Source organism: Curtobacterium sp. VKM Ac-2887, assembly GCF_015350935.1.
In the GTDB taxonomy this organism is placed as follows: Bacteria; Actinomycetota; Actinomycetes; order Actinomycetales; family Microbacteriaceae; genus Curtobacterium.
The window spans coordinates 32,036-54,435 of the sequence record NZ_JADKSB010000015.1 but is presented as its reverse complement, the minus strand read 5'-3'; the positions used below and the strand labels follow the sequence as shown (position 1 = coordinate 54,435).

The window sequence follows — 22,400 nt, the reverse complement described above, 5'->3', positions numbered from 1 at the left end:
TGATCCCCGAGGTTCCAGACCTCGACGAACAGGGCGCCGACATGCCGAGATTTCGGAACCTCGGGAAGGCAGCACCCCTCAGATGCCGTGCGTCACCGAGCTCTCGATGAGCAGCAGCGCCGCGAAGAACACCGCGACGACGGCGGCCATCCCGACGAGCACGACCGGCCACGCCAGCCGACGCCGCACCAGCCGCAGGATGCACACCACGATCGAGGCGACGAGCACCAGCGCGATCAGGATCGGCCCGACCGTAACGACCGAGTCGCCGAGCCCCACGTTGCAGGTGTTCCCCGGGGCAGCGCACGACACGAACGCCAACGACATGAGCTTGATGCCCCACCCAGCTGCCAACGCTTCGAGCGTCAGCACCACGAGCAGGGCGATGGAGGCGACCATGTCCGCGACGCGGCGGCGGCCTGCCAGGGGGTGGCGGGCCTCCCGTCCGAACCGTGCCGGAGCCGACCCGAGCGGATCGAGACGCGCCCCTGGAACGGACTCCGGCCCGGACCCGGGAGCCGAACCGGCGTCGGCCGGACCGGACGACCGGGCGGGCGCGTCCATCAGGACCGCCGGCCGCGCGTGGACCAGAGGGCCGCGGCGATGAGCAGCGGCTGCCCGAAGAGGCGCGCGACGCGCTTCTCGTCGGTGTCCAGGCCGAACGCGTCGCGGCGGTTGACCCACTGCGACAGGTTGCCCGGGAAGATCACCGTGAAGAACAGCGCAGCGACGGAGCCGACGAAGCGACGGGCCGGCTTCGGCGCGAGCACGAGCGCCGAACCGAGGGTGATCTCGGCAACACCCGAGGCCAGCACGGTGGCGTCCTCGGAGAGCGGCACGAACTCCGGAACCTGGGCCGTGAACTCCTTGCGCGCGAAGGTGAGGTGACTCGTGCCGGCGAACACGAGCGCCAGGCCGAGCAGGACGCGGAGGAAGGAACGCATGCCTCCATCGTGCCTGCTCCCGGGCGACGGTGCTCGCACGTGTACGGAACCCGACCGGCTCGGTACATTCAGACGTATGGGAGCACCCTCTCGGGACCACGAACCGCCAGCAGCCCCAGCGACGTTCGCCGTGCTGCTCGGCCCGGTCGCGTTCTACCTCGGCATCATCGTGCCGGCGCAGGGCACGGTCCGGCACGTCCTGCTCGGTGCTGCGTTCGGCATCGTCTGCGTGCTGAGCGGCTGGCGCGCGATCGTCATCGCCGGTCGCCGTCGCCGGGCGGTGCAGGTCTGGGCGTGGATCGGCATCGTCATCGGCGTGGCCGGGCTGGTCATGATCCTCTGGCAGCTGCTCGTCATCGCGACCGCCGGGGCGTTCCCACCGCCGTTCTGGTCGCCCTACGCGAACCGCTGACGCGGGTCACCAGCCGAGCGACGGCTCACCAGCCGAGCGTGCCGGGCGCGCCCTTGAACGGTCCGACGACGTCCGACGTGATCCAGCCGCCGTAGAAGTCACCGTCCTGCGACTGCACGACCTCGCCGCCGACCTCGCACGAGTCCATCGCCGACGGGTAGATCGCGACGCGGTCCCGGAGCGACTCGTACCCCGGCTCGGGCGTCGGGTAGTTCCAGGCGGCGCGACTAGCGACGGTGCCGTCCCCGCCGACCACGTCGAAGTACCGCGCCCGGCCCTTGAACTCGCACATGCTCGACCCCTGGGCGGGGCGGAGGTCGAGGTCGGCCATCGGCAGGTAGTACACCGGCGGGTGCGACGTCTCGAGGACCCGCACGGCATCGGTCGTGTCGGCCACGACGGTGCCGCCGAACCGGACGACGACGCGGGCGGTGACGGGCTCGACGGCGGGCGGGCGGGGGTAGTCCCAGACCGATTCCTGTCCGGGGCCGGGTTCGATCCGTGTGGGATGGCGCATGGGATCGTGTCTACGCCGTGCGGCTGCGGTCGGGCTCGGCGGGGCCGGCACGAGTCTCGGCCGGGCGGGCCCGAGTCTCGGGCTGGGCGACACTTCACGGGCCCGGCGGCGCGGGAACTGTCGCTCAGCCCGAGACTCGGCGCGGCCCGCCGCCCGCGCACGAGACCGCCACAAGGTGCACCATGGGCGGGTGACGACGACGACACGCACGCTCTTCCGACGGAAGCCCATCGAGACGATCGATGACGACACCGGAGCCGAGGGTGGCCTGAAACGGCACCTCGGCCTCTGGCAGCTCACCGCGATCGGCATCGGCGGCATCATCGGCGCGGGGATCTTCACCCTCGCCGGCACCGTGGCGAACGGCGTCGCCGGTCCCGCGGTCCTCATCAGCTTCCTGGTCGCCGGCGTCGCGAGTGCTGCCGCAGCGCTCTCGTACGCCGAGTTCGCCGGCCTCATCCCGAAGGCCGGCAGCGCGTACACGTACGGCTACGCGGTCCTCGGCGAGATCGTCGGGTGGTTCATCGGCTGGGACCTGCTGCTCGAGTACACCGCGATCGTGGCGGTGGTCGCGATCGGCATCTCCGGCTACGTCGGGTTCCTGGTCGGCCAGTTCGGCATCGACCTGCCCGCGTGGATGCTCGGCGCGCCCGGCACCGGTGACGGCCACGTGATCGACGTCTTCGCGATCATCCTGTGCCTGGTCACCGCGTTCGTGCTCACCCGCGGCATCCGCAGCGCCGCCCGGTTCGAGTTCGTCGCGGTCGGCATCAAGGTCGCACTCGTCGTCCTCATCGTCGTGCTCGGCGTGTTCCACATCAACAGCGCGAACTACTCCCCCTACTTCCCGTTCGGGTTCGGCGGCGTGATGACCGGTGCCGCGACGGTGTTCTTCGCGGTGTTCGGCTACGACGCCATGTCCACCGCGGCCGAGGAGTCCGTCGACGCCCGCAAGCACATGCCGAAGGCGATCCTGCTGTCCCTCGGCATCTCGATGGTCCTGTACGTGCTGGCGACCCTGGTGCTGACCGGGATGCAGAAGTACACCGACATCGACCCGGCCTCGGGCTTCTCGTCGGCGTTCGCATCGGTCGGCCTCGGTGGTGTCGCGAACGTCATCGCGATCGGCGCCATCGTCGGCATCGTCACGGTCCTCGTCACGTTCATGCTCGGCGCCAGCCGCGTCTGGTTCTCGATGAGCCGCGACGGCCTGATGCCGAAGTGGTTCTCGAAGACCGACCCGAAGCGCCACGTCCCGACCCGCGTCACGTGGATCCTCGGCATCGCGTCGGCGATCCTGGCGGGCGTCCTGCCCATCGGTGTCGTCGCCGAGCTCACGAACATCGGGATCCTGCTCGCGTTCGTGGTGGTCTGTTCCGCGGTGATCGTGCTCCGTTACCGCCAGCCCGACCTCGACCGTCAGTTCCGGTTGCCGTTCATGCCCGTCATCCCGATCATCGGCGTCATCGCGTCGCTGTGGCTCGTGACGTTCCTGCAGTGGGAGACGTGGGTGCGGTTCGCGGTGTGGTTCGCGATCGGACTGGGCGTGTACTTCGGCTACTCGCGGAAGCACAGCAAGCTGGCGGCAACCGAGGCGCCTCAGACCCCGTAGACCGCAGATCGTCCGCAGAATCGGCGGTCGAGCTCAGCAGGCGGACGCGGCAGGGCGGTGGAACTCCTTGACGTCCTTCGCCTCGAGCGGGGTGACGATGTGGGTTACCGACGACTCAGCCGCGTCGAGTATTGCGCGCAAGCCTGACAGGAATGCACCTCGGCGCCACCCCCTGAACGCGGGGTAGTGCAGTCGTTCTGCCCTCTGAGAGGGTTCATGCAGCTGATCAATGCCGACAGCTCGTGATCAAATGACTAGGGGAATGATGACGGAAAGAAATGGGGCGTTGACGCAGCCAAGTCGGCGCCAGATGCTGGGTTTCGCGGGAGCTGCGGTTGCTTCCGCCGCTCTCGGTTCGGACCTGCTGCGTGGGACAGCCGCCTCGGCGTCGTCTTCCACGGCGGCGTATCCCGAGGCATCAGCGTCCGGGCAGATGTCCGTTCTGGCGACCGGCTGGGGCGGCTACTCCAACGGTCAGATCCCGCTCGATGCGCTGACCATCGTCGACTACCCGGGGGTGGTGGCGAACAGCTTCCCGGGCTCGCTGGCGAAGGTCTACATGAGGCCCGATGCGGCCCGAGACCTGCTGTCGTGGCTCAAGGCGTTCCGGTCGCACTTCGGTGCCTACCTCCGCGTCAACGAGGGGTACCGCAGCCTCGCGGGCCAGCAGTACTGGTGGGACTACTGGGGTCACAACCCCGATCTCGGTGCCGAGCCGGGCACCTCGAACCATGGTTGGGGAGCCGCGGTCGACTTCCTGCAGGCCGACATGACCTCCGCAAACCTCGCGTGGCTGCGGTCGACCTGCGCGACCTACGGTTTCGCGGTCTACGGGAACGAGAACTGGCACTTCAACTACACAAGGGCTTACTCCGCGGTCGAACCGACCAGTCCAGAGGTCGAAACCGACGACGACGGAATGGTCGTGATCGCCGCGCCGGACCGCACCACCGCGGTGATCGGTCCCGGTTACTACCGGACGCTGGCGACCGACGAGTTCGTCTCCGCCGCAACGGTGCTGCTCGGCCCCGCGCACAAGGGTACGACCAGGCAGTACGACGTGTGGAAAGCCGTCGCCCTGCAGGGGCAAAGCGTTCGCTTCTAACAGCTCAACTCTGACGAAAGGCACATCATGAAGATCATCCAGGGTGAAACGCGTGGCAGCGCAATCATCGGACCGGGCTACTTCCGCTCGCTGAACAGCGAGCAGTTCCAGGCTGCACTCGCGCTCTACGGGTCGGTCACGAAGGGCAACGACCGCACGTTCGACTTGTGGAAGGCGATTGCTCTCCAGGGGCAGGTCACACCCTCCTCCTGAGGCACGCTCCGAACCGGAAGCACGAACGCCCCCACCCTCGCAGGGTGGGGGCGTTTCCGTCGTGGCGCTCCTGCCCGTCGGGAATGAAGGAACTCGGCCAGATCGTCCGGAGGTCAACGGAGTTCGTCACGGAGCTGGCCGCGGCCGACCCCACGAACACGACGAAGCCGTAGCGAACAGACGCCCTAGCGTCCGCTCCAGCGCACCCAGCCCTGCACCTGCGCCGCAGCGCTCTCGAGCGACGAGTGCGCCCCGTTGATCGAGTGGTCCGGCGAGTCCACCGTGAACTGGTCCGTCCGGGTGACGTCGCAGACGACCTCGGAGCCGAGCCACACGTTCCAGTGGTCTGCAGAATCGTGCACCCACCGCAAGCGGTCCGGCATGAGCGTGTCCAATCGAGTGGAGAGCGGCGAGCAGTCGTCGCCCGTCCACGCAGACGGTAGCCCTGCTCGATGTGTGCCGTTCGGGTCGGCGGCTCCGCGCGTCGGTGGCAGCTGGCACGATTGACCCGTGCCAGCAGCCCCGATGATCGACGCCGTCGACGTCATCCGTTTCGTCGGGCCGCAGACCTTCGGTCGCGCACGCGACGTCGTGCGCGCCGGTCTGGTCGACGATGCCGTCTGGAACGCCGACGACGGCACCGTCACGGCGACCGTCTCGGGCACCGCCGACGACCCCTACGAGTGCCGCATCGACATGACCGTGGCCCGCGGCGACTTCATCCGCCCGGTCCGCAGCTCGTGCAGCTGTCCCCTCGGCGGCGACTGCAAACACGTCGCCGCCGCACTGCTCACCATCAACGCGCGTGCCCTGGCCGCCAACGCCGGCCCGCGTCCGGAAGCGACGGCTCCGCCGCCCTCGGACTGGAGGCACGACCTCGCCCGCCTCGCCGGTGACGACGAGCAGGCGGTCGCCCCGCAGGGCACCCGGATGGGTCTCCAGTTCGAGTTGCGTGACGCGGTCCCCGCCGCCCTCGCGGCCCGCGCCCGGGCCGCCGGCCGAGCCCTGCCGGCGCCGTCCCGCACGGTCCGGCTCGGGGTCCGACCGGTGACCCGCAGCGACGCCGGCAACTGGGTGCGCGGGCAGCTCACCTGGGGCACGCTCCCCTACTCGCAGAACCGCCTGGGCCTCGGCGCCGAGCAGCACGGGTGGTTCATGCAGCTCGCGGCCCTGCACCGTGCGGGTCAGCTCGCGGGGTTGCCCGGCGAGAGCGACTGGCTGCACCTCGACGACTTCCGCAGCCCGCTGCTGTGGCCGTTGCTCCGGCAGGCGTCGGGGCTCGACATCGCCTTCGTGACCGGCAAGCGCGAGGGCGGGGTGGTCCTCGGCGAGCGGGCCCAGGTGCTGCTCGACGTCTCTCGGCCCGGTGTCGCCCGGCACGACGACGCCGTGGTGATCGGCGCGAGCGCGGTGCTCGACGGCCGCCCGGTCGTCCCCGGTGCGGCGCGGATGGTCGGCGACCACGGCGTGTACGTGTTCCGCGAGAGCCCGGAGTTCACCGTCGGGCTCGCACCGACCCCGGCGCCCGTCCCCGACGACCAACGGCGCATGCTCCTCGAGGGCACCCGCATCACGGTCCCGACGGCCGAGGTCGACGAGTTCCTGGCCGACTGGTCGCCCCGGCTGCGCGGTGCCCTCGGGCTCGTCAGCTCCGACGGGTCGGTGGAGCTGCCCGAGCGCACCCCGCCCGAACTCGTCCTGACGGCGACGTTCGAGCCGGCCCGGGCACCCCGCACCGACGACCGGGTGCACCTGCACTGGCGCTGGCACGTCGACGGCCGCAAGGACCCGGTGTCGCTGCACGGTCCGCTCCCCGACCTGTCCGGGCTCCGCGCCGCGGACGATCCAGCCAGCACCGACGTTCCAGCCAGCACCGACGTTCCGGCCGGCACCGAGGCGGCGACCGCCGACGCCGACGTGCCCGCGGCCCTGGAACCCGCCACGTCGACAGCGCGAACCGACGACGCGACTGCGGGCGAGCCTCCCGTCCGCCCTGCCGGACCCGGTGGCGGACTGGACTGGTTCCAGGACGGCACCATCGACGGGGCCGACGTCGCGGTGTTCGCGAACGAGTTCCTGCCCGAGTTGCCGGCGCTCGGCGTCCGCACGGTGGTGCAGGGTGAGCGCCTCGACTACGAGCGGTTGAGCGGGCGGCCGCACATCCGCGTCACGACGATGCCGTCGGACAAGCACGACTGGTTCGACCTCGGCATCATCGTGAGCGTGAACGGCAAGCAGATCCCGTTCACCCCGCTGCTCACCGCGCTGGCCGGTCGGCAGCGGCGACTCAAGCTCGTGGACAACTCGTACCTGTCGCTCGCCGATCCCGCGTTCGACCGGCTCAAGGAACTCATCGACGAGGCCCGCGACCTCGACGAGTGGCAGCCCGACCAGCCGATCCAGGTGACGCCGCTGCAGGCCGGGCTGTGGACCGAGTTCGACCTGCTCGCCGACGAGACCTCGCACGACGAGCGCTGGCAGGCGATCACCGCGGGGCTGATGGGGGCGACTCCCCCGGGTGACGTCCCGGTGCCGGACACCGTGCACGCCGAACTGCGCCCGTACCAGCGCGCCGGGTTCGCCTGGCTGTCGTTCCTGGCGGCGCACGGCATCGGCGGGGTGCTCGCCGACGACATGGGCCTCGGCAAGACCCTGCAGGTGCTCGCGATGGTGGCCGCCCGTCGAGCCGCGGAACCCGACGGGCCGCCGTTCCTCGTCGTCGCGCCGACCTCGGTCGTCGGCAACTGGGTGGCCGAGGCGGCGAAGTTCACGCCGTCACTGCGGGTGGCGGCCGTCACCTCGACGTCACTGAAGGACCCCGGTCTCGTCGCCCGCACGGCCTCGCAGGCCGACGTCGTCGTCACCTCGTACGCGCTGCTCCGGCTCGACTCGCAGGCGTGGACCGACCTGCCGTGGTCGGCACTCGTGCTCGACGAGGCGCAGTTCGTGAAGAACCCGCAGTCGCAGACCCACCGGGTGGCGTCCGAGCTGCAGGCACCCGTGAAGTTCGCGATCACCGGCACCCCGCTCGAGAACGGGCTCACCGACCTGTGGGCGCTGTTCCACATCGTCGCGCCCGGGCTGCTGTCCACCTGGACCCGGTTCGGCGACGACTACGTGAAGCCGCTCGCTTCCCCCGAGCTCCGGGGCGAAGCGCGCCAACAGCTCACCGCGAAGCTCCGGCGGCGGATCCGGCCGCTCATGCTCCGCCGGACGAAGCAGGCCGTCGCCGCCGACCTGCCGCCGAAGCAGGAACAGGTCGTCCGGGTCACGCTCGACCCCGCGCACCGCGAGCTGTACGAGCGCACGCTCAACCGCGAGCGACTGAAGGTCCTCGACCTGATCGACGACCTGTCGAAGAACCGGATGATCGTGTTCCGGTCGCTGACGCTGCTGCGGATGCTCGCGCTGTCGCCGGCGTTGGTCTCGAGCGGGTCGGACTCGCCCTTGTCGCCGTCGACGCCGATCCCGTCCGCCAAGCTCGACCTGCTGCTCGACGAGCTCGAGCAGCTCGCGGCCGAGGGCCGACGCGCCCTGGTGTTCAGCCAGTTCACGTCGTTCCTGCGGATGGTGTCCGATGCCCTCGACGAACGGGGCGTCGGCTACGAGTACCTCGACGGCTCGACGCGCAAACGCCCACAGGTGATCGAGCGCTTCCGGCAGGGCACCGCGCCCGCGTTCCTCATCTCGCTGAAGGCCGGCGGCTTCGGGCTCACCCTGACCGAGGCGGACACCGTGTTCGTGCTCGACCCGTGGTGGAACCCCGCCGCCGAGTCCCAGGCCGTCGACCGCACCCACCGCATCGGGCAGACCCGGTCGGTCAGCGTGCAGCGCTTCATCGCCGAGGACACCATCGAGGAGAAGGTCCTGGCACTCGCCGCGCGCAAGGCCGAGCTGTTCGCCACGATGATCGACGACGACGCCCTGTTCGCCGACGACCTGACCGCCGACGACATCCGCTCGCTGCTCGCCTGACGCGCGGGAGCGGTCAGGCGAGCGCGAGCACGGGTGTCAGCGGGCGCGGGCGTCGGCGGGCGGGCGCGTCAGCGTGCGAGCGCGTCGATCGCCGCGACCTCGTCCGCCGACAGCTCGATGCGGGCACCGGCGGCGTTCGACCGGATGCGCTCCGGGTTCGACGACTTCGGGATGACGACGAAGCCGTGCGCGACGTGCCACGCGACGATGACCTGAGCGCTGTCGGCGTCGTGCGCGGTGGCGATGTCGAGCAGCGTCGGGTCCTGCAGGTTGCTCGCCTTGAAGGGGCTGTAGCCCTCGAGCACGACCCCGCGCTCGGCCAGCCCGTCAGCGATCGTCTGGTCGTACTCGACCGGGCTCCACTTGATCTGGTTCACGGCCGGGGCGGTGCCGGTCGCGGTGACGAGCTCATCGATCTGGTCGAGCGAGTAGTTGCTCACACCCACGGCTCGGGTCAGTCCGTCGACCTGCGCCTGGACGACCTGCTCCCACACGTCCGGGCGGGCCTCGCCGTTCGGCGGCCAGTGCACGAGCCAGAGGTCCAGGTGGTCGAGGCCGAGCTGGTCGAGGCTCTCCTCGACGGTCTCGCGCACGCGGTCGGCGTTGTCCGGCGGCAACTTCGTCGTCACGAACACGTCGTCGCGGGCCAGGCCGGACTCGGCGAGGGCCTTGCCGACACCGCGCTGGTTGCTGTAGCCGGTGGCGGTGTCGATGTGGCGGTACCCGGCCGCCAGTGCTTCGCCGACGGCGGCGGGGGCCTCGCCGTCGGGGATCTGCCAGGTGCCGAAGCCCAGGAGCGGCATCGACCCACCGGTGACGGACACGGACGGATTCGCGTAATCGGTCATGCGGACCTGTCTACGCCGTGGTCGTTCGGCCGTTCAGAGCGTGGCGGTCCGCAGCCGTGTCCGAGGTCTGCGGCATGATCGATCTCCGGCACCATCGTCCGGGCTACCCCGGCGCCGCACCACCGCACCACCGCACCACCAGGAGTTCCACGCACCCATGACGTCCCGCCGACGCCGCCGTACCCGCATCAGCCTCACCTCCGTCCTCGTCGTCCTGGCCCTCGCGGTCGGCGGCTACGCGCTCGACGCCACCGGCGTCCTCGGACCGGACGCCGACGCGGCCGCCGGGCCCACGGCGGTCGCCACGGCCACGGTCGGCACCGAGAGCGACGCACCGGAGCCGAGCCGGGCCTCCAGTCCGACGGGTCCGACGGATCCGACGGCTGCGACGGATGCGACGGATGCGACGGATCCGACCGTCAGCACGTCGACCGACACCGACGCTGCGGACGCCCGCGCGCTCCTCGCCACGCTGCCCGTCAAGGGCAAGGCCGCCGGCACCGGCTACGACCGCACGGGCGAGTTCGGCAGCGCGTGGATCGACGTCGACCACAACGGCTGCGACACCCGGAACGACGTGCTCGCGCGCGACCTCAGCGGCATCGTGCGCCAGGGTCCGTGCAAGGTGATGACCGGCACGCTCGTCTCGCCGTACACCGGGGCGACGATCGACTTCGTGCGCGGCAACACGACCTCGACCCTCGTGCAGATCGACCACGTCGTCGCGCTCGAGAACGCCTGGCGCACCGGTGCCCAGCAGCTCAGTCAGTCGGAGCGGGAGGCCCTGGCGAACGACCCGTCGAACCTGTTCGCCGTCGACGGCCGGTCGAACTCGCAGAAGCGCTCGGGCGACGCCGCGACCTGGCTGCCCGCGAACAAGGCCTTCCGCTGCACCTACATCGAGCACCAGGTGTCCGTGAAGGCCGAGTACCGCCTGTGGGTCGTGCCCGCCGAGCGCGATGCGATGGAGCGGGTGCTCGGCGCTTGCTGACGTCAGGCGGTCTGCCGCCGCTGAGTGTCGACCTGGAGGCCCGGCGCACCTCCGCCCCGCGTGGCAGGCTGCGGACATGGCTGAGCAACTCACGGTCCCGCAGGCGTTCGCGCTCCTCCAGGTCGAACCCGACGGCCGCAAGTCCCTCGACGGGCAGACACTGGACACCGGTCTCGCGGGAGCGGTCCTCGCCGACCTGGCGCTCCGCGGTTCCGTCTCGCTGCAGAACGGCCTGGTCACCGTCGTCGACGGCGCCGCCACGGGCGACCCGGTGCTCGACGGTGTCGTCGGCTCGATCGCAGCGTCCGGCGCGCCCCGCAAGGCGAAGTGGTGGGTGAGTCGGCTCGGGAAGCAGCGGCTCCGCGACGACGTCTTCGCCGGACTCGTCGAGCGAGGGACCATCAGCGTCGAGCAGGGCAAGGTGCTCGGGCTCTTCCCCACCACGAAGCACCCGGAGCGCGACGGAGCCCCGGAGGCACTGCTGCGATCGGGCATCGCGGACGTCCTGGCTCGGCGGGCGACCCCGACACCGTTCTCCGCTGCGGTCATCGGGCTGCTCGACGCGACGAACACGCTCCGCAAGCAGTTCGGCGCCGTCGACAAGGGCCTGGTGAAGGAGATCACCTCGGGCACCTGGGCGAGCCCCGCGGTGAAGGCCGTGCTCGAGGAGATCCAGGCCGCGGCGATGATCGTCATCATGGCGGCGACCACCGCGACGACGACCACGGTCATCACGAGCTGACGTCGCCAGCACACCCTGCAAAACGACAGGTGTAGCCTAAAGGGAATTCATCGTCGAAGACCTCAGGAGGCCTCCCCATGCCCGAAACCAGCACCAGCACGTCCCGCTTCGCCGACCGCGTCGTCCTCATCACCGGCGGCGGCTCCGGCCTCGGACGTGCAACCGCCGTCCGCCTGGCCGCCGAGGGCGCTGCGCTCTCCCTCGTCGACGTCTCCGAGCAGGGACTCGAGGCATCGAAGGCCGCCGTGCTCGAGGCCACCCCCGACGCCCAGGTCCTGACCACCGTCGCCGACGTGTCCGACGAGGCCCAGGTCGACGCCTACGTCGCAGCCACCACCGAGCGCTTCAGCCGCATCGACGGCTTCTTCAACAACGCCGGCATCGAGGGCAAGCAGAACCCCACCGAGTCGTTCACGGCCGCCGAGTTCGACAAGGTCGTGTCGATCAACCTGCGTGGCGTGTTCCTCGGGCTCGAGAAGGTCCTCAAGGTCATGCGCGAGCAGGGCTCCGGCATGGTCGTGAACACCGCGAGCGTCGGCGGCATCCGGGGCATCGGCAACCAGTCCGGGTACGCCGCCGCCAAGCACGGCGTCGTCGGCCTGACCCGCAACTCCGCCGTCGAGTACGGCCGCTACGGCATCCGCATCAACGCCATCGCGCCCGGAGCCATCTGGACGCCGATGGTCGAGAACTCGATGAAGCAGCTCGACGCGGAGAACCCCCGCAGGGCCGCCGAGGAGTTCATCCAGGTCAACCCGACGAAGCGCTACGGCGAAGCCCCCGAGATCGCCGCCGTCGTCGCGTTCCTGCTGTCCGACGACGCGTCCTACGTCAACGCGACGGTCGTCCCGATCGACGGCGGGCAGTCGGCCGCGTACTGAGCCGCACCGGTCCGACGCCCGGCGCACCTCCTCGTGCGCCGGGTGACGACCTGGAGGCCCGGCTCGGCCCCGCCGTGTCCGTCCAGCGTGACAGCATGGTTGGCGTGAGCAACGACGAGACGAACGGATCCGCCTTCGGCCGAGGCGTCGACAAGACCCCGCCCACCGCGGCCGCCGAACTCCGCCGCCGGATGGCAGCCTCGCCGGCGGGCTTCCTGCGCAGCGCGGCGTGGGTCCCCTGGAAGCCGGCGGGCACTCCGGAGGCGGGCAGCGTCGCCCACGTCATGATCCGTGACAAGCCGTTCGTGCCCGTCTTCACCGACCCCGCCGAACTCGCCGCTGGCCTGCCCGACGCCGAGGGGCGACCGGTTCCGATGTCCGAGCTCGTGACCGCGCTGCCCGAGGAGTTCGGCATCGTGGTCGACCCCACCAGTGCGGCCGAAGCGAACTTCCTGCACGCCGACGTCCTCGCCCAGATGCGGGTGCAGATGCAGGGTGGCGTCCCGACGGTCGACGGCTGAGGCCCCTTCCGAGCGGAGTGCCCGGGCGGCTGCCGGCGGCATGCCGTCGCCACTCGACGAACGCTAGAATAGGCATACCAATCAAGGGCCGAGAACCCGTGATCGTACCGGCCCGCAGGGTTCAGCCGTGGCCAGTCCGTCAACCCAGTTCTGGGGATCGCTCACCTCCGCGTCGACCGCCAGGATGGGTTCGTCGTACTGAACGGACGGGGGAACGACGATGCCGTTGGGCGGGCCTGGACCACGAGATTGGTCCCCTCCGGAGTACTCGTCAGGGCCCTCGCGAAGTGGTGCGCGCAGGCTGCCGACACTCCACGCACCATCGCCGCTGCTGAACGCGACACCACGCAGGCGGACGAGGCCCTGGGCCTTCGCGACGCTCTCCATGCTGCTCGGTGCCGGCAGCGTGGTCGTCGCACTCGTCGAGCCGCAACAGTCGGGGATCCAGACGGGGTTCATCGTGTCGACCATCGGTATCTCGGCGATCGTGTTCGGCGTGCAGGCCGTCAAGACCGCACGATGGGGATCGGCTGCTTCGCGGGCGTTCGGTCGCGGAGGGGCGATCCTCGGCAGCGTCGGGACGGCGCTCATGGCGTACGCGGTCATCGGGTCGGCCTTGGCCGGTTCCGGCGTCCACCTGCCGGCGCTCTCGCTCCCCCTCGACAGCCGGAGCACCTCCATCGACGCGACGGTGGTTCCGCAACGGTCGGCACCCGCCGCACCGGCGGAGACCGCAGCGCCAGCAGTAGCACCAGCACCAGCACCAGCACCAGCACCAGCCCTACCACCGGCGGCGACGACTGCCGACATCGAGCGGTCGGCCGTCGTGCAGAGCGCCGGAACGCTCGCCTTCGTCATGAAGCAGTCGTTCGGGACCGGTCCGTTCCCACCGTCGCTGTCGGTCGGGATGAGCACGCCGGAGCGGATCCTGCTGCCTGACGGCACCGGGCTCGCTGCCGTTCCGGACGGCGCCCGCGTGCTCTACTCGGTCGCACCGGACGGCTCCGCGTGGTCCGTCACGATCATCGGCGCCGAGTTCGGTGCCGTCGCCACCTACAGCTCCACGGTCGGCACGGTCGAATCGGGCTGACGCACGCCGGTCACTGCCGGGGCTGGACGAGCTCGATGAAGCGGGACAGCAGCGACAGGCCGGCGATCGAGGGCGGGAGCCCCGTGGTCAGCGCCGGCGAGTGCACGAGGTACGCCGCCCACTTCGCCCGCGAGATCGCGACGTTCAGCCGGTTCGGCATGAGCAGGAAGTCCAGCCCGCGCGGGATGTCGGCTGCACTCGACGCTGCCAGGGACACGATCGACACCACGGCCTCGCGGCCCTGGAACAGGTCGACCGTGCCGACCTGGGTACCGGTGAAGCCTGCACGGTCGAGCTCCTGACGGATCAGGGCACCCTGCGCGTTGTACGGGGCGACGACGATGACGTCCTCGTCGGTCAACGACCTGGTGGAGTCGCCGTCGGTCCACGTGCGGCCGACGACATCGCCGACGAGGGCCACCACGCGGGCGGCTTCCTCCGGTGACGAGGTCGTGTTGCCCGCGTGCACGACCGGCACGGGGTGCACGCCCGCGTCGATGCCGTCGAGGTGCCGACCGGACACCATCGACGCGAGCTGCCCGTCGTAGGACAACGCCGACACGGACTCGGTGAGCGCCGGCTCCATGCGCCGGGTGCGGGCCAGGAAGTAGCCGAACTCCGGCGGCAGGACGTGCTCGCCGTCGGCCAGCCAGCCCAGCGCCGACTCGTCGACGGGCTCCGGGTGCGAGCCCTGCGAGACCTGCGGGAGCTGCTGCGGGTCCCCCAACAGCAGGAGTCGGGTCGCGGCGATCGAGGACGCGATGGTCGGCGCGAGCGAGAACTGCCCGGCCTCGTCGACGACGAGCAGGTCGAGGGAGCGGCGCTCGATCGTCGACGCGTTCGCGAACGTCCACGCGGTCCCGCCGACGACGCCGCCGGTGCCGGAGGCCTCGCACGAGGACAGGAACGCGGCGACGGCAGCACCGTTCTTCACGGGCGTCCACGCGGCGGCGTCGAGTTCGTCCTCGGTCGCCCCGGACTTCGGCACCTTCACGACGCGGTCCGCGGGCACGCCGGCGTTCACGACCGAGGACAGGAAGTTCTCCGACGTCGCATGGGACTGCCCGACGACGCCGACCCGCCAGCCGTACTCGCGGACGAGCCGTGCGACGACGTTCGACCCGACGTACGTCTTGCCCGTGCCGGGAGGCCCCTGGATCGCCAGGTACGAGCGGTCGAGGCCGAGCAGCGTCGCCACCACGGCGGACACCGTGTCGTCACCCCGCACGGGCACGATCGCTCCGCGTGGCGGCACCCGGCGCAGCAGGTCGAAGGCCGGGTCCGACACCATCGAGGGCAGCTCGTCGAGGACCTGCTGCCCCCACTCGGCGATCGCCTCGGGCTGCGGCTTCGCGCGGGGCGGTGCCGACGGCGCGAGTGCGACGGGGAAGTCGTGGTGGGGCTCGCCGCCGACGGGCAGCCGCTCGATCAGCAGCACCTCGATCGCGTCGCCGTTGTCGCGCACGTCGACGATGCTGGCGCGATCCGACGCGCCCTTCGACCCGGGGCCCGGAGACACGACCGACGGCGGAAGCGGGTCGTCGTAGACGAGGTGGGGCGTGCCTCCCGGCCGGAGCCGCGAACCGGGCGCGAGCGTTCCCGACAACCGGAGCTCTCGCGACTGCGAGCGGGCACGCGGCAGCGTGTCCCAGTCCCGCTCGACGGACGCGCGCTCCACGACGAGGACGTCGCGGGTGTCGGCCCAGTCGTCGACCGGGTTGCGCAGGCGGTCGAAGTGGTCCTGCCAGAAGGTCTTCGCCTCGCGCCGGTGGTAGTCGATCGCGGCTGCGGCGAGCGCCAGCGCGGTCTCGTCGGGCGTGCGGTCGAGGGCGTCGACGTCTTCCAGGTGTGACGCGAGCGCGACGTACACCGGGTTCGGCTCGCGCTCGACGGGGATCGGCGGGACGTCGAGTTCGAGCGCGGGATCGGCTGCGTCCGGGTCGTCGGTGCGCAGCGACCGGAGCCAGTCCCGCAGGCGCAGGGTCGAGCGGCAGTCGTAGGCGTTGTAGTCGGCGACCTCGTCGAGCATGTGCTGGCCGGCGGCGGGGTCCCCGTTGCGGAGTTCCTCGATCGCGTCGACGTAGGCGGTGATGCTGTCGGCCGCGTTCGTCACATCGCTGAGCCGCAGGTCGTCGCCCATGTAGAGCGGCTCGAGCTTCTTGATCGAGTAGCTGTGGCTGCCGATGACCAGGGCCTTGCGGACGATCGGGTACAGGTCGACCAGGACGCCAGCGCGCAGCAGGTCGTCGACGGCCTCTTCACCGACCCCGTGCCGGGCGGCGAGCGACAGCAGGTGCGTCCGCTCGTAGGCGGCGTAGTGGTAGATGTGCATGCCCGGGTACTGCTGCCGCCGGGCCTCGATGAACGCGAGGAACTGCTGCAGTGCAACTCGCTCGTCGCGGATCGTGTGCGCCCAGAACGCGGTGAACTCCGCGCGGTCGTCGACCAGGCCGAACAGGTAGTCGAGGCCCCAGTGCACGCCGTCCTCGGTGTGCAGCGGGTCGCCTTCGAAGTCGAAGAAGACGTCGCCGGCGTCGGGGGCCGGGATCGCGTCGAGCGCGCGGGCATCGAGGACCTCGAAGCGCGGCTTCACAGGCTGGTCCGGCCCGTCGGCGCCGTTCCGTCGGGCGGTCTCCGTCTCGATCTGGAGGCTCGCCTGGCGCACCAGCCGATCCTGCGTTGCGCGCGACAAGCCCGGCACTGCCCGGGTGTGGACCGCCAGGTCGTCGATCGTCCGCACCTCGTGCTTGATGAGCTTTGCCCGCTGGTCCAGGCGCATGCCGGCGACGAGGACGAGGTCGCGGTGCTCGGCCACCTGGGTCGAGCAGACGTCGCAGCGCCCGCAGCTCGAGTAGCGCGGGTCGCCCCACTGCAGTTCGGCGTCGGCAGTGATCCGCTCGGCGATCACCCGCTGCAGTTCGGCGCGCTGCGTGCGGTACACCGGCGCGATGTCGGCGAGGTCGTGCGTGGTCGTCGTCCGGTCGCCGAGCACCAGGTGCACCTGCGCGCCGGTGGGGATGCCGTGTGCCTGCATCTGCTCGGCGTAGGCGGCGAGCTGCAGCAGGGCGCTGATCTTGGCGTGCCGGGCGAGCTTGGTGTCGTAGACCTCGTACTCGCCCTGGTCGTTGCGGATGATGAAGTCCGCGAAGCCGATGAAGCCCGGGCTGTCCGTCGTGGGCGCCGCGTGGAACGTCGGCTGGTACAGGACGTCGGCGCCGTCAGCGAAGGCCTGTCGCGCTTCGGCTGCGGCGCGTGCGTAGTCCGGCGGGGCGGGGCGGTCGAACTCGACGACGTCGCGGGTCTGCTTGAGGATGTCGAGGTAGTCGAGCTCGTGCTGGTCCCCCAGCCGGGCGGTGCGCTCGAGCATGTCGTCGTGCGCCTCGGGCAGGGGTTCCCCGCGACCGAGTTTGACGTCGAGCCGGCGCAGGAACGCCCACTCGCAGGCCGACCACGTGCTGAGGTCACTCGGGCTGAGCAGCACGTGCCCATCGACGCCGATCTGCATGCGTTCCCCCGTCTCTCTGGTGCCCTGCGAGCCTAGGGCCGCCCGCCGACACCGGCGCCGTGCGCGGTCAGACGGCAGCGGCCGGCGTCAGCGCACCTCCGCGGAGTCCCAAAGGCGGCGCGCCAGCCGACCGGCCTCAAAGACGGCAGGCCAAGCGACCACGGCGAGCAGACAGCCGTCCGTGACGGCGCGCGTCAGCGGAACGAGCAGCAACGGCACCTGCGTCCAACTCGCGAGCATCCAGCAGCCCGCGGCGATCCCGATGATGCACCCGAGACGCCGCAGTGCCGTGGAACCGGCCCGACGGGCGATCACCACGCCGATGGCGAGCGCGAGGACCGGCCCGAGCATGTGCGCAACCGACACCGACCAGTACACGGCCATTGGTTCCACATCGACAGCCATGCGACCAACCACCTGAACAGCCAGGGCACCGAGCGTCCAGCACACGAGCCGGTCTCCACGCCAGCTGAGCACGCCCCCGATCAGCAGCAGCACGATGCTCGCACCCGCCAACACGGCGGACGAGCTGGCCATCGGACTCTCGAAGAAGATGCGGGTGAAGTCATCGGCTGCCTGGATCGTCACTCCGAAAGCCCCGAGCGCCCCGGCGCTTCGTCCGATCGACACAACGCGCATCAGTCCTCCGCTCCGGACCGGAACAGGTCGTCGTGCCGTGACATGGCTGTTCGACACACCTGTTTCCACGCGGGGCCGCGCTCGGACAGCATCGATGGCCATCGCGCCTCGTCGTCCTCCGCACGGAGGAGCGCGAGATCACGCTGGTCCAACGACGCTCGCACGGCTTCGCCGACGCCAGAGAACGCCCGGTCGTAGTACGCACCGTCCGTCTCCGTCACCCGCTCACCGCGGATCGCACGGACGGCCTCGTCGAACGTGTACTGGGAGCAGTTGGTCAGGAACTCCTGCTGCGCCGTCGGGGCAGGGGCGGATGTCGACGACGACCGCACCTCGGGATCCTCGCGAGGCGGATCGACCTGGGAGATCAGATCGCGTGGTCCGACGACGAACCAGTTCACGCCGCGCCGGGCTCCGCGTCCGTCCACGAGAGCGTCAGCCCATGACGGGAGGATCTGGTCGACGGACCGGCTGCTGCCGTACACACGAACGGAGACCGTGTCGGCCGCGTCCACGCAGTCGTAGCCACGCATCGAGTCCCAGAACGTCAAGTCGTCCTGGTAGTCGTCCCGGTCCTCACAGGGGAGCCCCGCAATGAGCACATCGGCAAGACGCTGCTGCGAAACGGTCTCGATGATCCGGGCGCTTTCCGTCGCCGGGCGAACGGTCGTGGTGGTCCGGGGCGTTCGGGTCGTCGTCGAGTCGGGAGCACCGCACCCGGTCGCGGCGACCGCGACGGCGCAAGCGCCCACCCAGATGAGCGAGCGCCTGCGCCGACGTGTCGCGATCAGCCCCACTGCACGCCCGCGACGCCCGAAGCAGTCATTCCCCGGATCTGCTTCGATGCCGCAACGTTGCCCCAGTTGATGACCACGCCACGGCGACCGGTCCCGCATCCCGACGCGGTCCACGTCGTCTGCGCACGAGCGTTGAAGCCCTTGCTCCACACGCAGACCCCGACCCGGCCTCGGTCGCGGTACCAGCTGTACGTGACCTTCGTCTTCGTGCTCGACCCGATGATGCTGCACCCCGACACGGACGTGAGCATCTTCGGGATCGCCGCGAACGCGCGGTCATGGCAGGGATTCTTCCGGCTGATCGAGTTCCCATCCTCGTCGACCCGGGTCGCGTTCGCGGGGTCGAAAGTCGGGTCGACGACCACGTTGTCGGGAACGGCCGACGATGGGTCAGGTTCGGCCGCGACCGCCGGGCCAGCTGCCAGCAACGGTGAGACCACCGCGGCGACCGCGGCGACAACCAGCATTTGCTTCATGGTGTGCTGCACTGCACACCCCCCTCTCAGTCAGACAACCGCTCTGGTTGCCACTGCAAGGTATATCAATGTGCTGACTGATATGACAAATCTGACGAGTCTGCTCTCCGTGCCGGCACGAACCGCGGGCCGTCGTACCCGTCGCGGGTGACGTGCGCCGTGAAGTCAGCGAGCGAGCGGACCCAGTGTCCCCGCTCCCCGTACAACGCCTGGTAGACGACGACCGGTTCCTCGGTCTCGACGTCACGGGCGACCAGCAGCACCTCGTAGTCGTTGCCCTTGAAGTGGCGGTACCGGCCAGGAGTCACGTCGTCGCTCACGCCCCGACACTAAGCGCTCCTACACTCGGGCCATGACCGAGCACGCTCGAACGGACCGCGGCCTCGACCGACTCGTCAACTTCTCGGACGCCACGGTCGCCATCGCGATCACGCTCCTGATCCTGCCGCTGGTCGACATCGCGAGCGAGATGTCCTCGGGCGAGAGCGCCGGCGACCTCCTCCGGGAGCACTGGCCCGCCCTGCTCGAGTTCCTCATCACGTTCTGGTTGATCTCGCGGTTCTGGATCCTCCACCACCAGGTCTTCGAGCACGTCCGCTCCTACAATGCCCGGGTCATGCAGCTGAACTTCGTCTGGCTCATCAGCATCGTGTTCCTGCCCTTCGCCGCGAACCTGCTCAACAGCGGCGAGAACGACGACCGCGTGGCGCACGCCCTCTACCTCGGCAGCATGGTCGTGACGAGCTTGGCCCTCACCGGCATCGAACTCGTGCTCCGACGGAACCCAGAGTTGCTCGCCACACCGCTGGGCGACTCGGCGCGAGGGCTCATCGCCGCGGGCCTGCTGTCGCTCGCCCTGATCCTGTCGGTGGTGTTCCCGAGCATCGGCCTGCTCTGGGCGCTGCTGTTGCTGTTGCAGGGCACCGTCGCCCGGCTGCTCCGACGGGTGTGAGCACGGTGCGTTCCGGTTCGGCTGTGTGCGGCCGCACTGCGGCACCCCGTTCGAGCGTGTGCCGCGTTCCGACCAGCCCCGCCGATCGGTGGCATGTTGCCTCGAACAGTACGTCTGTTCAAGCAAAGCAGAGGTCGGTCCGGGCGAGGCCCGAACCAAGACCACAGACCACGGCCCGAGCGGTGGGACCATGACCGCGCGATCTGCTTGACTGAGCAGCACGGGGAACGAGCACCACGGGGGAACGACATGACCGCACTGAGCACTCGCGAGCGGGACCGTCGCGCACAGCGCGTCTTCTTCGTCGTCATGGCGGTCGTCATGGCGGGCGCGGACGTCTGGCTGCACTTCCACGCCGGCGTCATCCACCCCTCGGCCTTCTGGGTCCCCACGGTCGTCGGACTCGTGTACGGCGCCGTGGTGTGGCCGCTCGGCCTGCGTCAGGAATCGAGGTGGTGGCCGAACCTGGTCGGGGCGGGGTTCCTCGGTGGCTTCCTCGTCCTCATCGCGACGAAGACGTTCTCGCCGTACGCCTGGTTCCTCGCGGTCGTGATCGGGACGTTGCTGTTCCAGGCCGCCCTCCCGCCGAAACGACCCGCAGCGCGGGTCGCCGCCAGGCTCCCCCTGACCGACGTGCGACCGTGGACCGGCTCGGGAGTCACGGCCACGGCCGTCGAGCACCCCTTCGGCAAGAGTCGGACGAAGCCGGCCGTCGCCCTCACCACGCAGGACGGGGCCACCGCGTTGCTGGTGATGGAGCTCGCCTCGTTCTTCGACGGTGAAGCGGCGATAGCGGAATCGGCGAACGGCGAACAGCTGACCTTCCTCACCAGGAAGGGCGTCGCGGCGAAGTCGTCCATCCTCGACGACGCGACGCCGGGGATGGCCGACGGCACGCTGTTCCTGCACTCGGCGAAGAACGAGTCGCGGCCTTCCGCCGTCTTCAGCGAAGACGACGCCGCCGCGTTCGAGCAGTGGGTCCGCACGCTCCCCGAGGACTGAGCCCGCACCGAGCCCGGCGCGACGCGCACACCTCGGCGTCACATCCGTTCACGTTCGACAGCAGTTCGTCGGCCGGGCGTACGGTCTCCGGGTGACCGTCGGAACCGCAGTGGCTGTGCTCGTGGGGGTCCTTGCGCTCGCGACGGGCCTCGGTCTCCTGCTCCGCCACCGGACCGGTCGAGCCCGATCGGCGGGCACCGCCGCGTCGACGAGGCCGGACGCAGACGGCCTCGCACTCGACACCGACTACGGCACCGCCGCCACGTTCGTCCAGTTCTCCACGCCGACCTGTGCGCGGTGCCCGGCCACCCGGCGTCAGCTCGCCGTCGTCGCTGACCAGCACGAGGGCGTTCGCCGCATCGAGGTTGACCTGGCCGAACATCCCGAGCTCGCCCGGCGTTTCGACGTGATGCAGACGCCGACGGTCCTGCTGCTCGACGCCGACCGCTCGGTCCACACCCGCTTCGGGGGCCCACCCCGCCCACCGGAGCTCGTCGCAGCCCTCGACGCCGTCCTGACCACCGGCAGCACAGGCACCTCAGGAACCACCGGCACCCAGGAGTCCCGATGACCACCACGACCGACACCGACCGCGGCATCGACCCGCGCTCCCCACGCTTCGGCGCCGCGATCACCACGGTCCTGCTCGCCCTGACGATCGTCCTGACACTGATCCCCGCAACCTGGGTCGCCGGCATCGTCCTGCTCGCCGTCATCGTGGCGCTCTTCGCAGTCGGCGGCATCGCCGGCATCCGCCGCCACCCGTACGGCGCGCTCTTCCGTCGCTTCGTCCGGCCGAGGCTCGCCCCGCCCGCCGAGCTCGAGGCGCCCGAACCGCCGACCTTCGCCCAGCAGGTCGGCCTGTTCGTCACCGCCGTGGCGCTGCTCCTCGCCCTGCTCGGCGTGCCGTACGCAGCCCCCATCGGCGCCGCCGTCGCCCTGATCGCCGCGTTCCTCAACGCCGTGTTCGACGTCTGCATCGGCTGCCTGCTCTACGTGTGGCTGGTCCGCGCGGGCGTCTTCCGTCCGCGACGCGGCATCGCCTGACGGCGGTCGACCGGGAGGCCCGGCTGACCTCCGCCCCGCCACCCGCGCTGCCGACATGGTCGCCTCCAGAGCGGTGGGCCGGCCCCACGAGAACGACCAGCCCGACGGCGGAGGCTCCCCCCACGGCAGCC

General features: G+C 70.4%; 22 protein-coding genes and 1 pseudogene. 14 read left to right on the top strand and 9 right to left on the bottom strand.

Translation table 11 applies throughout. From position 1 onward, the window contains the following. Positions 1 to 78: 78 nt before the first annotated feature. Positions 79 to 597: pseudogene (locus ITJ69_RS15820) on the bottom strand (DUF6264 family protein); the annotation flags it as partial. Then, complete coding sequence (locus ITJ69_RS15815; RefSeq protein WP_123292408.1) at positions 564 to 944, bottom strand: hypothetical protein; 381 nt, start codon at positions 942 to 944, stop codon at positions 564 to 566. The gene ITJ69_RS15815 and the pseudogene ITJ69_RS15820, both read right to left, overlap by 34 nt. 76 nt (positions 945 to 1,020) lie before the next feature. On the opposite strand from ITJ69_RS15815, the gene ITJ69_RS15810 reads away from it, so the two are divergent. Continuing rightward, the gene (locus ITJ69_RS15810; protein ID WP_159573688.1) at positions 1,021 to 1,356 is read left to right on the top strand and encodes a hypothetical protein; all 336 of its coding nucleotides are present in this window, start codon (positions 1,021 to 1,023) and stop codon (positions 1,354 to 1,356) included. A gap of 25 nt (positions 1,357 to 1,381) precedes the next feature. On the opposite strand, the gene ITJ69_RS15805 is transcribed toward ITJ69_RS15810, so the two are convergent. Further along, positions 1,382 to 1,873: a DUF427 domain-containing protein gene (locus ITJ69_RS15805; RefSeq protein WP_123292406.1), complete on the bottom strand. Its 492-nt coding sequence runs from the start codon at positions 1,871 to 1,873 to the stop codon at positions 1,382 to 1,384. A 190-nt stretch (positions 1,874 to 2,063) separates the two neighbouring features. Between ITJ69_RS15805 and ITJ69_RS15800 the strand changes: the two genes are divergently transcribed. The 3 genes from ITJ69_RS15800 (at position 2,064) to ITJ69_RS15790 (ending at position 4,803) form a co-directional block, all read left to right on the top strand. Then, a complete protein-coding gene (locus ITJ69_RS15800) occupies positions 2,064 to 3,485 on the top strand; it encodes an amino acid permease (RefSeq protein WP_159573690.1) in 1,422 nt (473 codons plus the stop codon). A gap of 433 nt (positions 3,486 to 3,918) precedes the next feature. After that, entirely contained in the window at positions 3,919 to 4,590 is a 672-nt protein-coding gene (locus tag ITJ69_RS15795; RefSeq protein WP_159573691.1) for a M15 family metallopeptidase, read from the top strand. A gap of 27 nt (positions 4,591 to 4,617) precedes the next feature. Further along, positions 4,618 to 4,803 carry a hypothetical protein gene (locus ITJ69_RS15790; RefSeq protein ID WP_159573692.1) on the top strand — a complete coding sequence of 62 codons (186 nt, stop codon included), beginning with the start codon at positions 4,618 to 4,620 and terminating at the stop codon, positions 4,801 to 4,803. Between the two features lie 185 nt (positions 4,804 to 4,988). Here ITJ69_RS15790 and ITJ69_RS15785 read toward each other — a convergent pair whose 3' ends face one another. Next, positions 4,989 to 5,186, bottom strand: a complete 198-nt coding sequence (locus tag ITJ69_RS15785) for a hypothetical protein (protein ID WP_123292404.1) — start codon at positions 5,184 to 5,186, stop codon at positions 4,989 to 4,991. Positions 5,187 to 5,313: 127 nt separating this feature from the next. On the opposite strand from ITJ69_RS15785, the gene ITJ69_RS15780 reads away from it, so the two are divergent. Beyond that, positions 5,314 to 8,778 carry an SNF2-related protein gene (locus ITJ69_RS15780; RefSeq protein WP_194673281.1) on the top strand — a complete coding sequence of 1,155 codons (3,465 nt, stop codon included), beginning with the start codon at positions 5,314 to 5,316 and terminating at the stop codon, positions 8,776 to 8,778. Between the two features lie 68 nt (positions 8,779 to 8,846). On the opposite strand, the gene ITJ69_RS15775 is transcribed toward ITJ69_RS15780, so the two are convergent. Next, complete coding sequence (locus tag ITJ69_RS15775; protein ID WP_228505889.1) at positions 8,847 to 9,626, bottom strand: aldo/keto reductase; 780 nt, start codon at positions 9,624 to 9,626, stop codon at positions 8,847 to 8,849. 157 nt (positions 9,627 to 9,783) lie between these two features. On the opposite strand from ITJ69_RS15775, the gene ITJ69_RS15770 reads away from it, so the two are divergent. From ITJ69_RS15770 to ITJ69_RS15750, 5 genes are all read left to right on the top strand, one after another. Then, positions 9,784 to 10,617 carry an HNH endonuclease family protein gene (locus ITJ69_RS15770; protein WP_194673280.1) on the top strand — a complete coding sequence of 278 codons (834 nt, stop codon included), beginning with the start codon at positions 9,784 to 9,786 and terminating at the stop codon, positions 10,615 to 10,617. 76 nt (positions 10,618 to 10,693) lie between these two features. Beyond that, positions 10,694 to 11,359, top strand: coding sequence for a GOLPH3/VPS74 family protein (locus ITJ69_RS15765; protein ID WP_194673279.1), 666 nt, complete (start codon positions 10,694 to 10,696; stop codon positions 11,357 to 11,359). Positions 11,360 to 11,436: 77 nt separating this feature from the next. Further along, positions 11,437 to 12,240, top strand: coding sequence for an SDR family oxidoreductase (locus ITJ69_RS15760; RefSeq protein ID WP_194673278.1), 804 nt, complete (start codon positions 11,437 to 11,439; stop codon positions 12,238 to 12,240). Between the two features lie 104 nt (positions 12,241 to 12,344). Then, complete coding sequence (locus tag ITJ69_RS15755) at positions 12,345 to 12,761, top strand: SseB family protein (protein ID WP_194673277.1); 417 nt, start codon at positions 12,345 to 12,347, stop codon at positions 12,759 to 12,761. A 385-nt stretch (positions 12,762 to 13,146) separates the two neighbouring features. Further along, on the top strand, positions 13,147 to 13,851 hold the full coding sequence (locus tag ITJ69_RS15750; RefSeq protein WP_194673276.1) for a hypothetical protein: 705 nt from the start codon (positions 13,147 to 13,149) through the stop codon (positions 13,849 to 13,851). A 10-nt stretch (positions 13,852 to 13,861) separates the two neighbouring features. On the opposite strand, the gene ITJ69_RS15745 is transcribed toward ITJ69_RS15750, so the two are convergent. From ITJ69_RS15745 to ITJ69_RS15730, 4 genes are all read right to left on the bottom strand, one after another. Next, positions 13,862 to 17,356: a TM0106 family RecB-like putative nuclease gene (locus ITJ69_RS15745; RefSeq protein WP_194673275.1), complete on the bottom strand. Its 3,495-nt coding sequence runs from the start codon at positions 17,354 to 17,356 to the stop codon at positions 13,862 to 13,864. Between the two features lie 87 nt (positions 17,357 to 17,443). After that, positions 17,444 to 17,995, bottom strand: a complete 552-nt coding sequence (locus ITJ69_RS15740) for a hypothetical protein (protein WP_228505887.1) — start codon at positions 17,993 to 17,995, stop codon at positions 17,444 to 17,446. After that, positions 17,995 to 18,906, bottom strand: coding sequence for a hypothetical protein (locus ITJ69_RS15735; protein ID WP_194673274.1), 912 nt, complete (start codon positions 18,904 to 18,906; stop codon positions 17,995 to 17,997). The genes ITJ69_RS15740 and ITJ69_RS15735 overlap by 1 nt, the downstream gene beginning before the upstream one ends. 427 nt (positions 18,907 to 19,333) lie before the next feature. Beyond that, positions 19,334 to 19,588, bottom strand: a complete 255-nt coding sequence (locus tag ITJ69_RS15730) for a DUF1653 domain-containing protein (RefSeq protein ID WP_165918853.1) — start codon at positions 19,586 to 19,588, stop codon at positions 19,334 to 19,336. 32 nt (positions 19,589 to 19,620) lie between these two features. Here ITJ69_RS15730 and ITJ69_RS15725 point away from each other — a divergent pair, with 32 nt between their 5' ends. The 4 genes from ITJ69_RS15725 (at position 19,621) to ITJ69_RS15710 (ending at position 22,269) form a co-directional block, all read left to right on the top strand. Further along, positions 19,621 to 20,220, top strand: a complete 600-nt coding sequence (locus ITJ69_RS15725; protein WP_123939279.1) for a TMEM175 family protein — start codon at positions 19,621 to 19,623, stop codon at positions 20,218 to 20,220. A gap of 249 nt (positions 20,221 to 20,469) precedes the next feature. Then, entirely contained in the window at positions 20,470 to 21,222 is a 753-nt protein-coding gene (locus ITJ69_RS15720; RefSeq protein WP_194673273.1) for a hypothetical protein, read from the top strand. A 91-nt stretch (positions 21,223 to 21,313) separates the two neighbouring features. Continuing rightward, positions 21,314 to 21,793, top strand: coding sequence for a thioredoxin family protein (locus ITJ69_RS15715; protein ID WP_194673272.1), 480 nt, complete (start codon positions 21,314 to 21,316; stop codon positions 21,791 to 21,793). After that, positions 21,790 to 22,269 (top strand): DUF4395 domain-containing protein, encoded by a 480-nt coding sequence (locus ITJ69_RS15710; RefSeq protein WP_194673271.1) that lies wholly within the window; start codon positions 21,790 to 21,792, stop codon positions 22,267 to 22,269. The genes ITJ69_RS15715 and ITJ69_RS15710 overlap by 4 nt, the downstream gene beginning before the upstream one ends. The last annotated feature ends 131 nt before the right edge of the window (positions 22,270 to 22,400 follow it).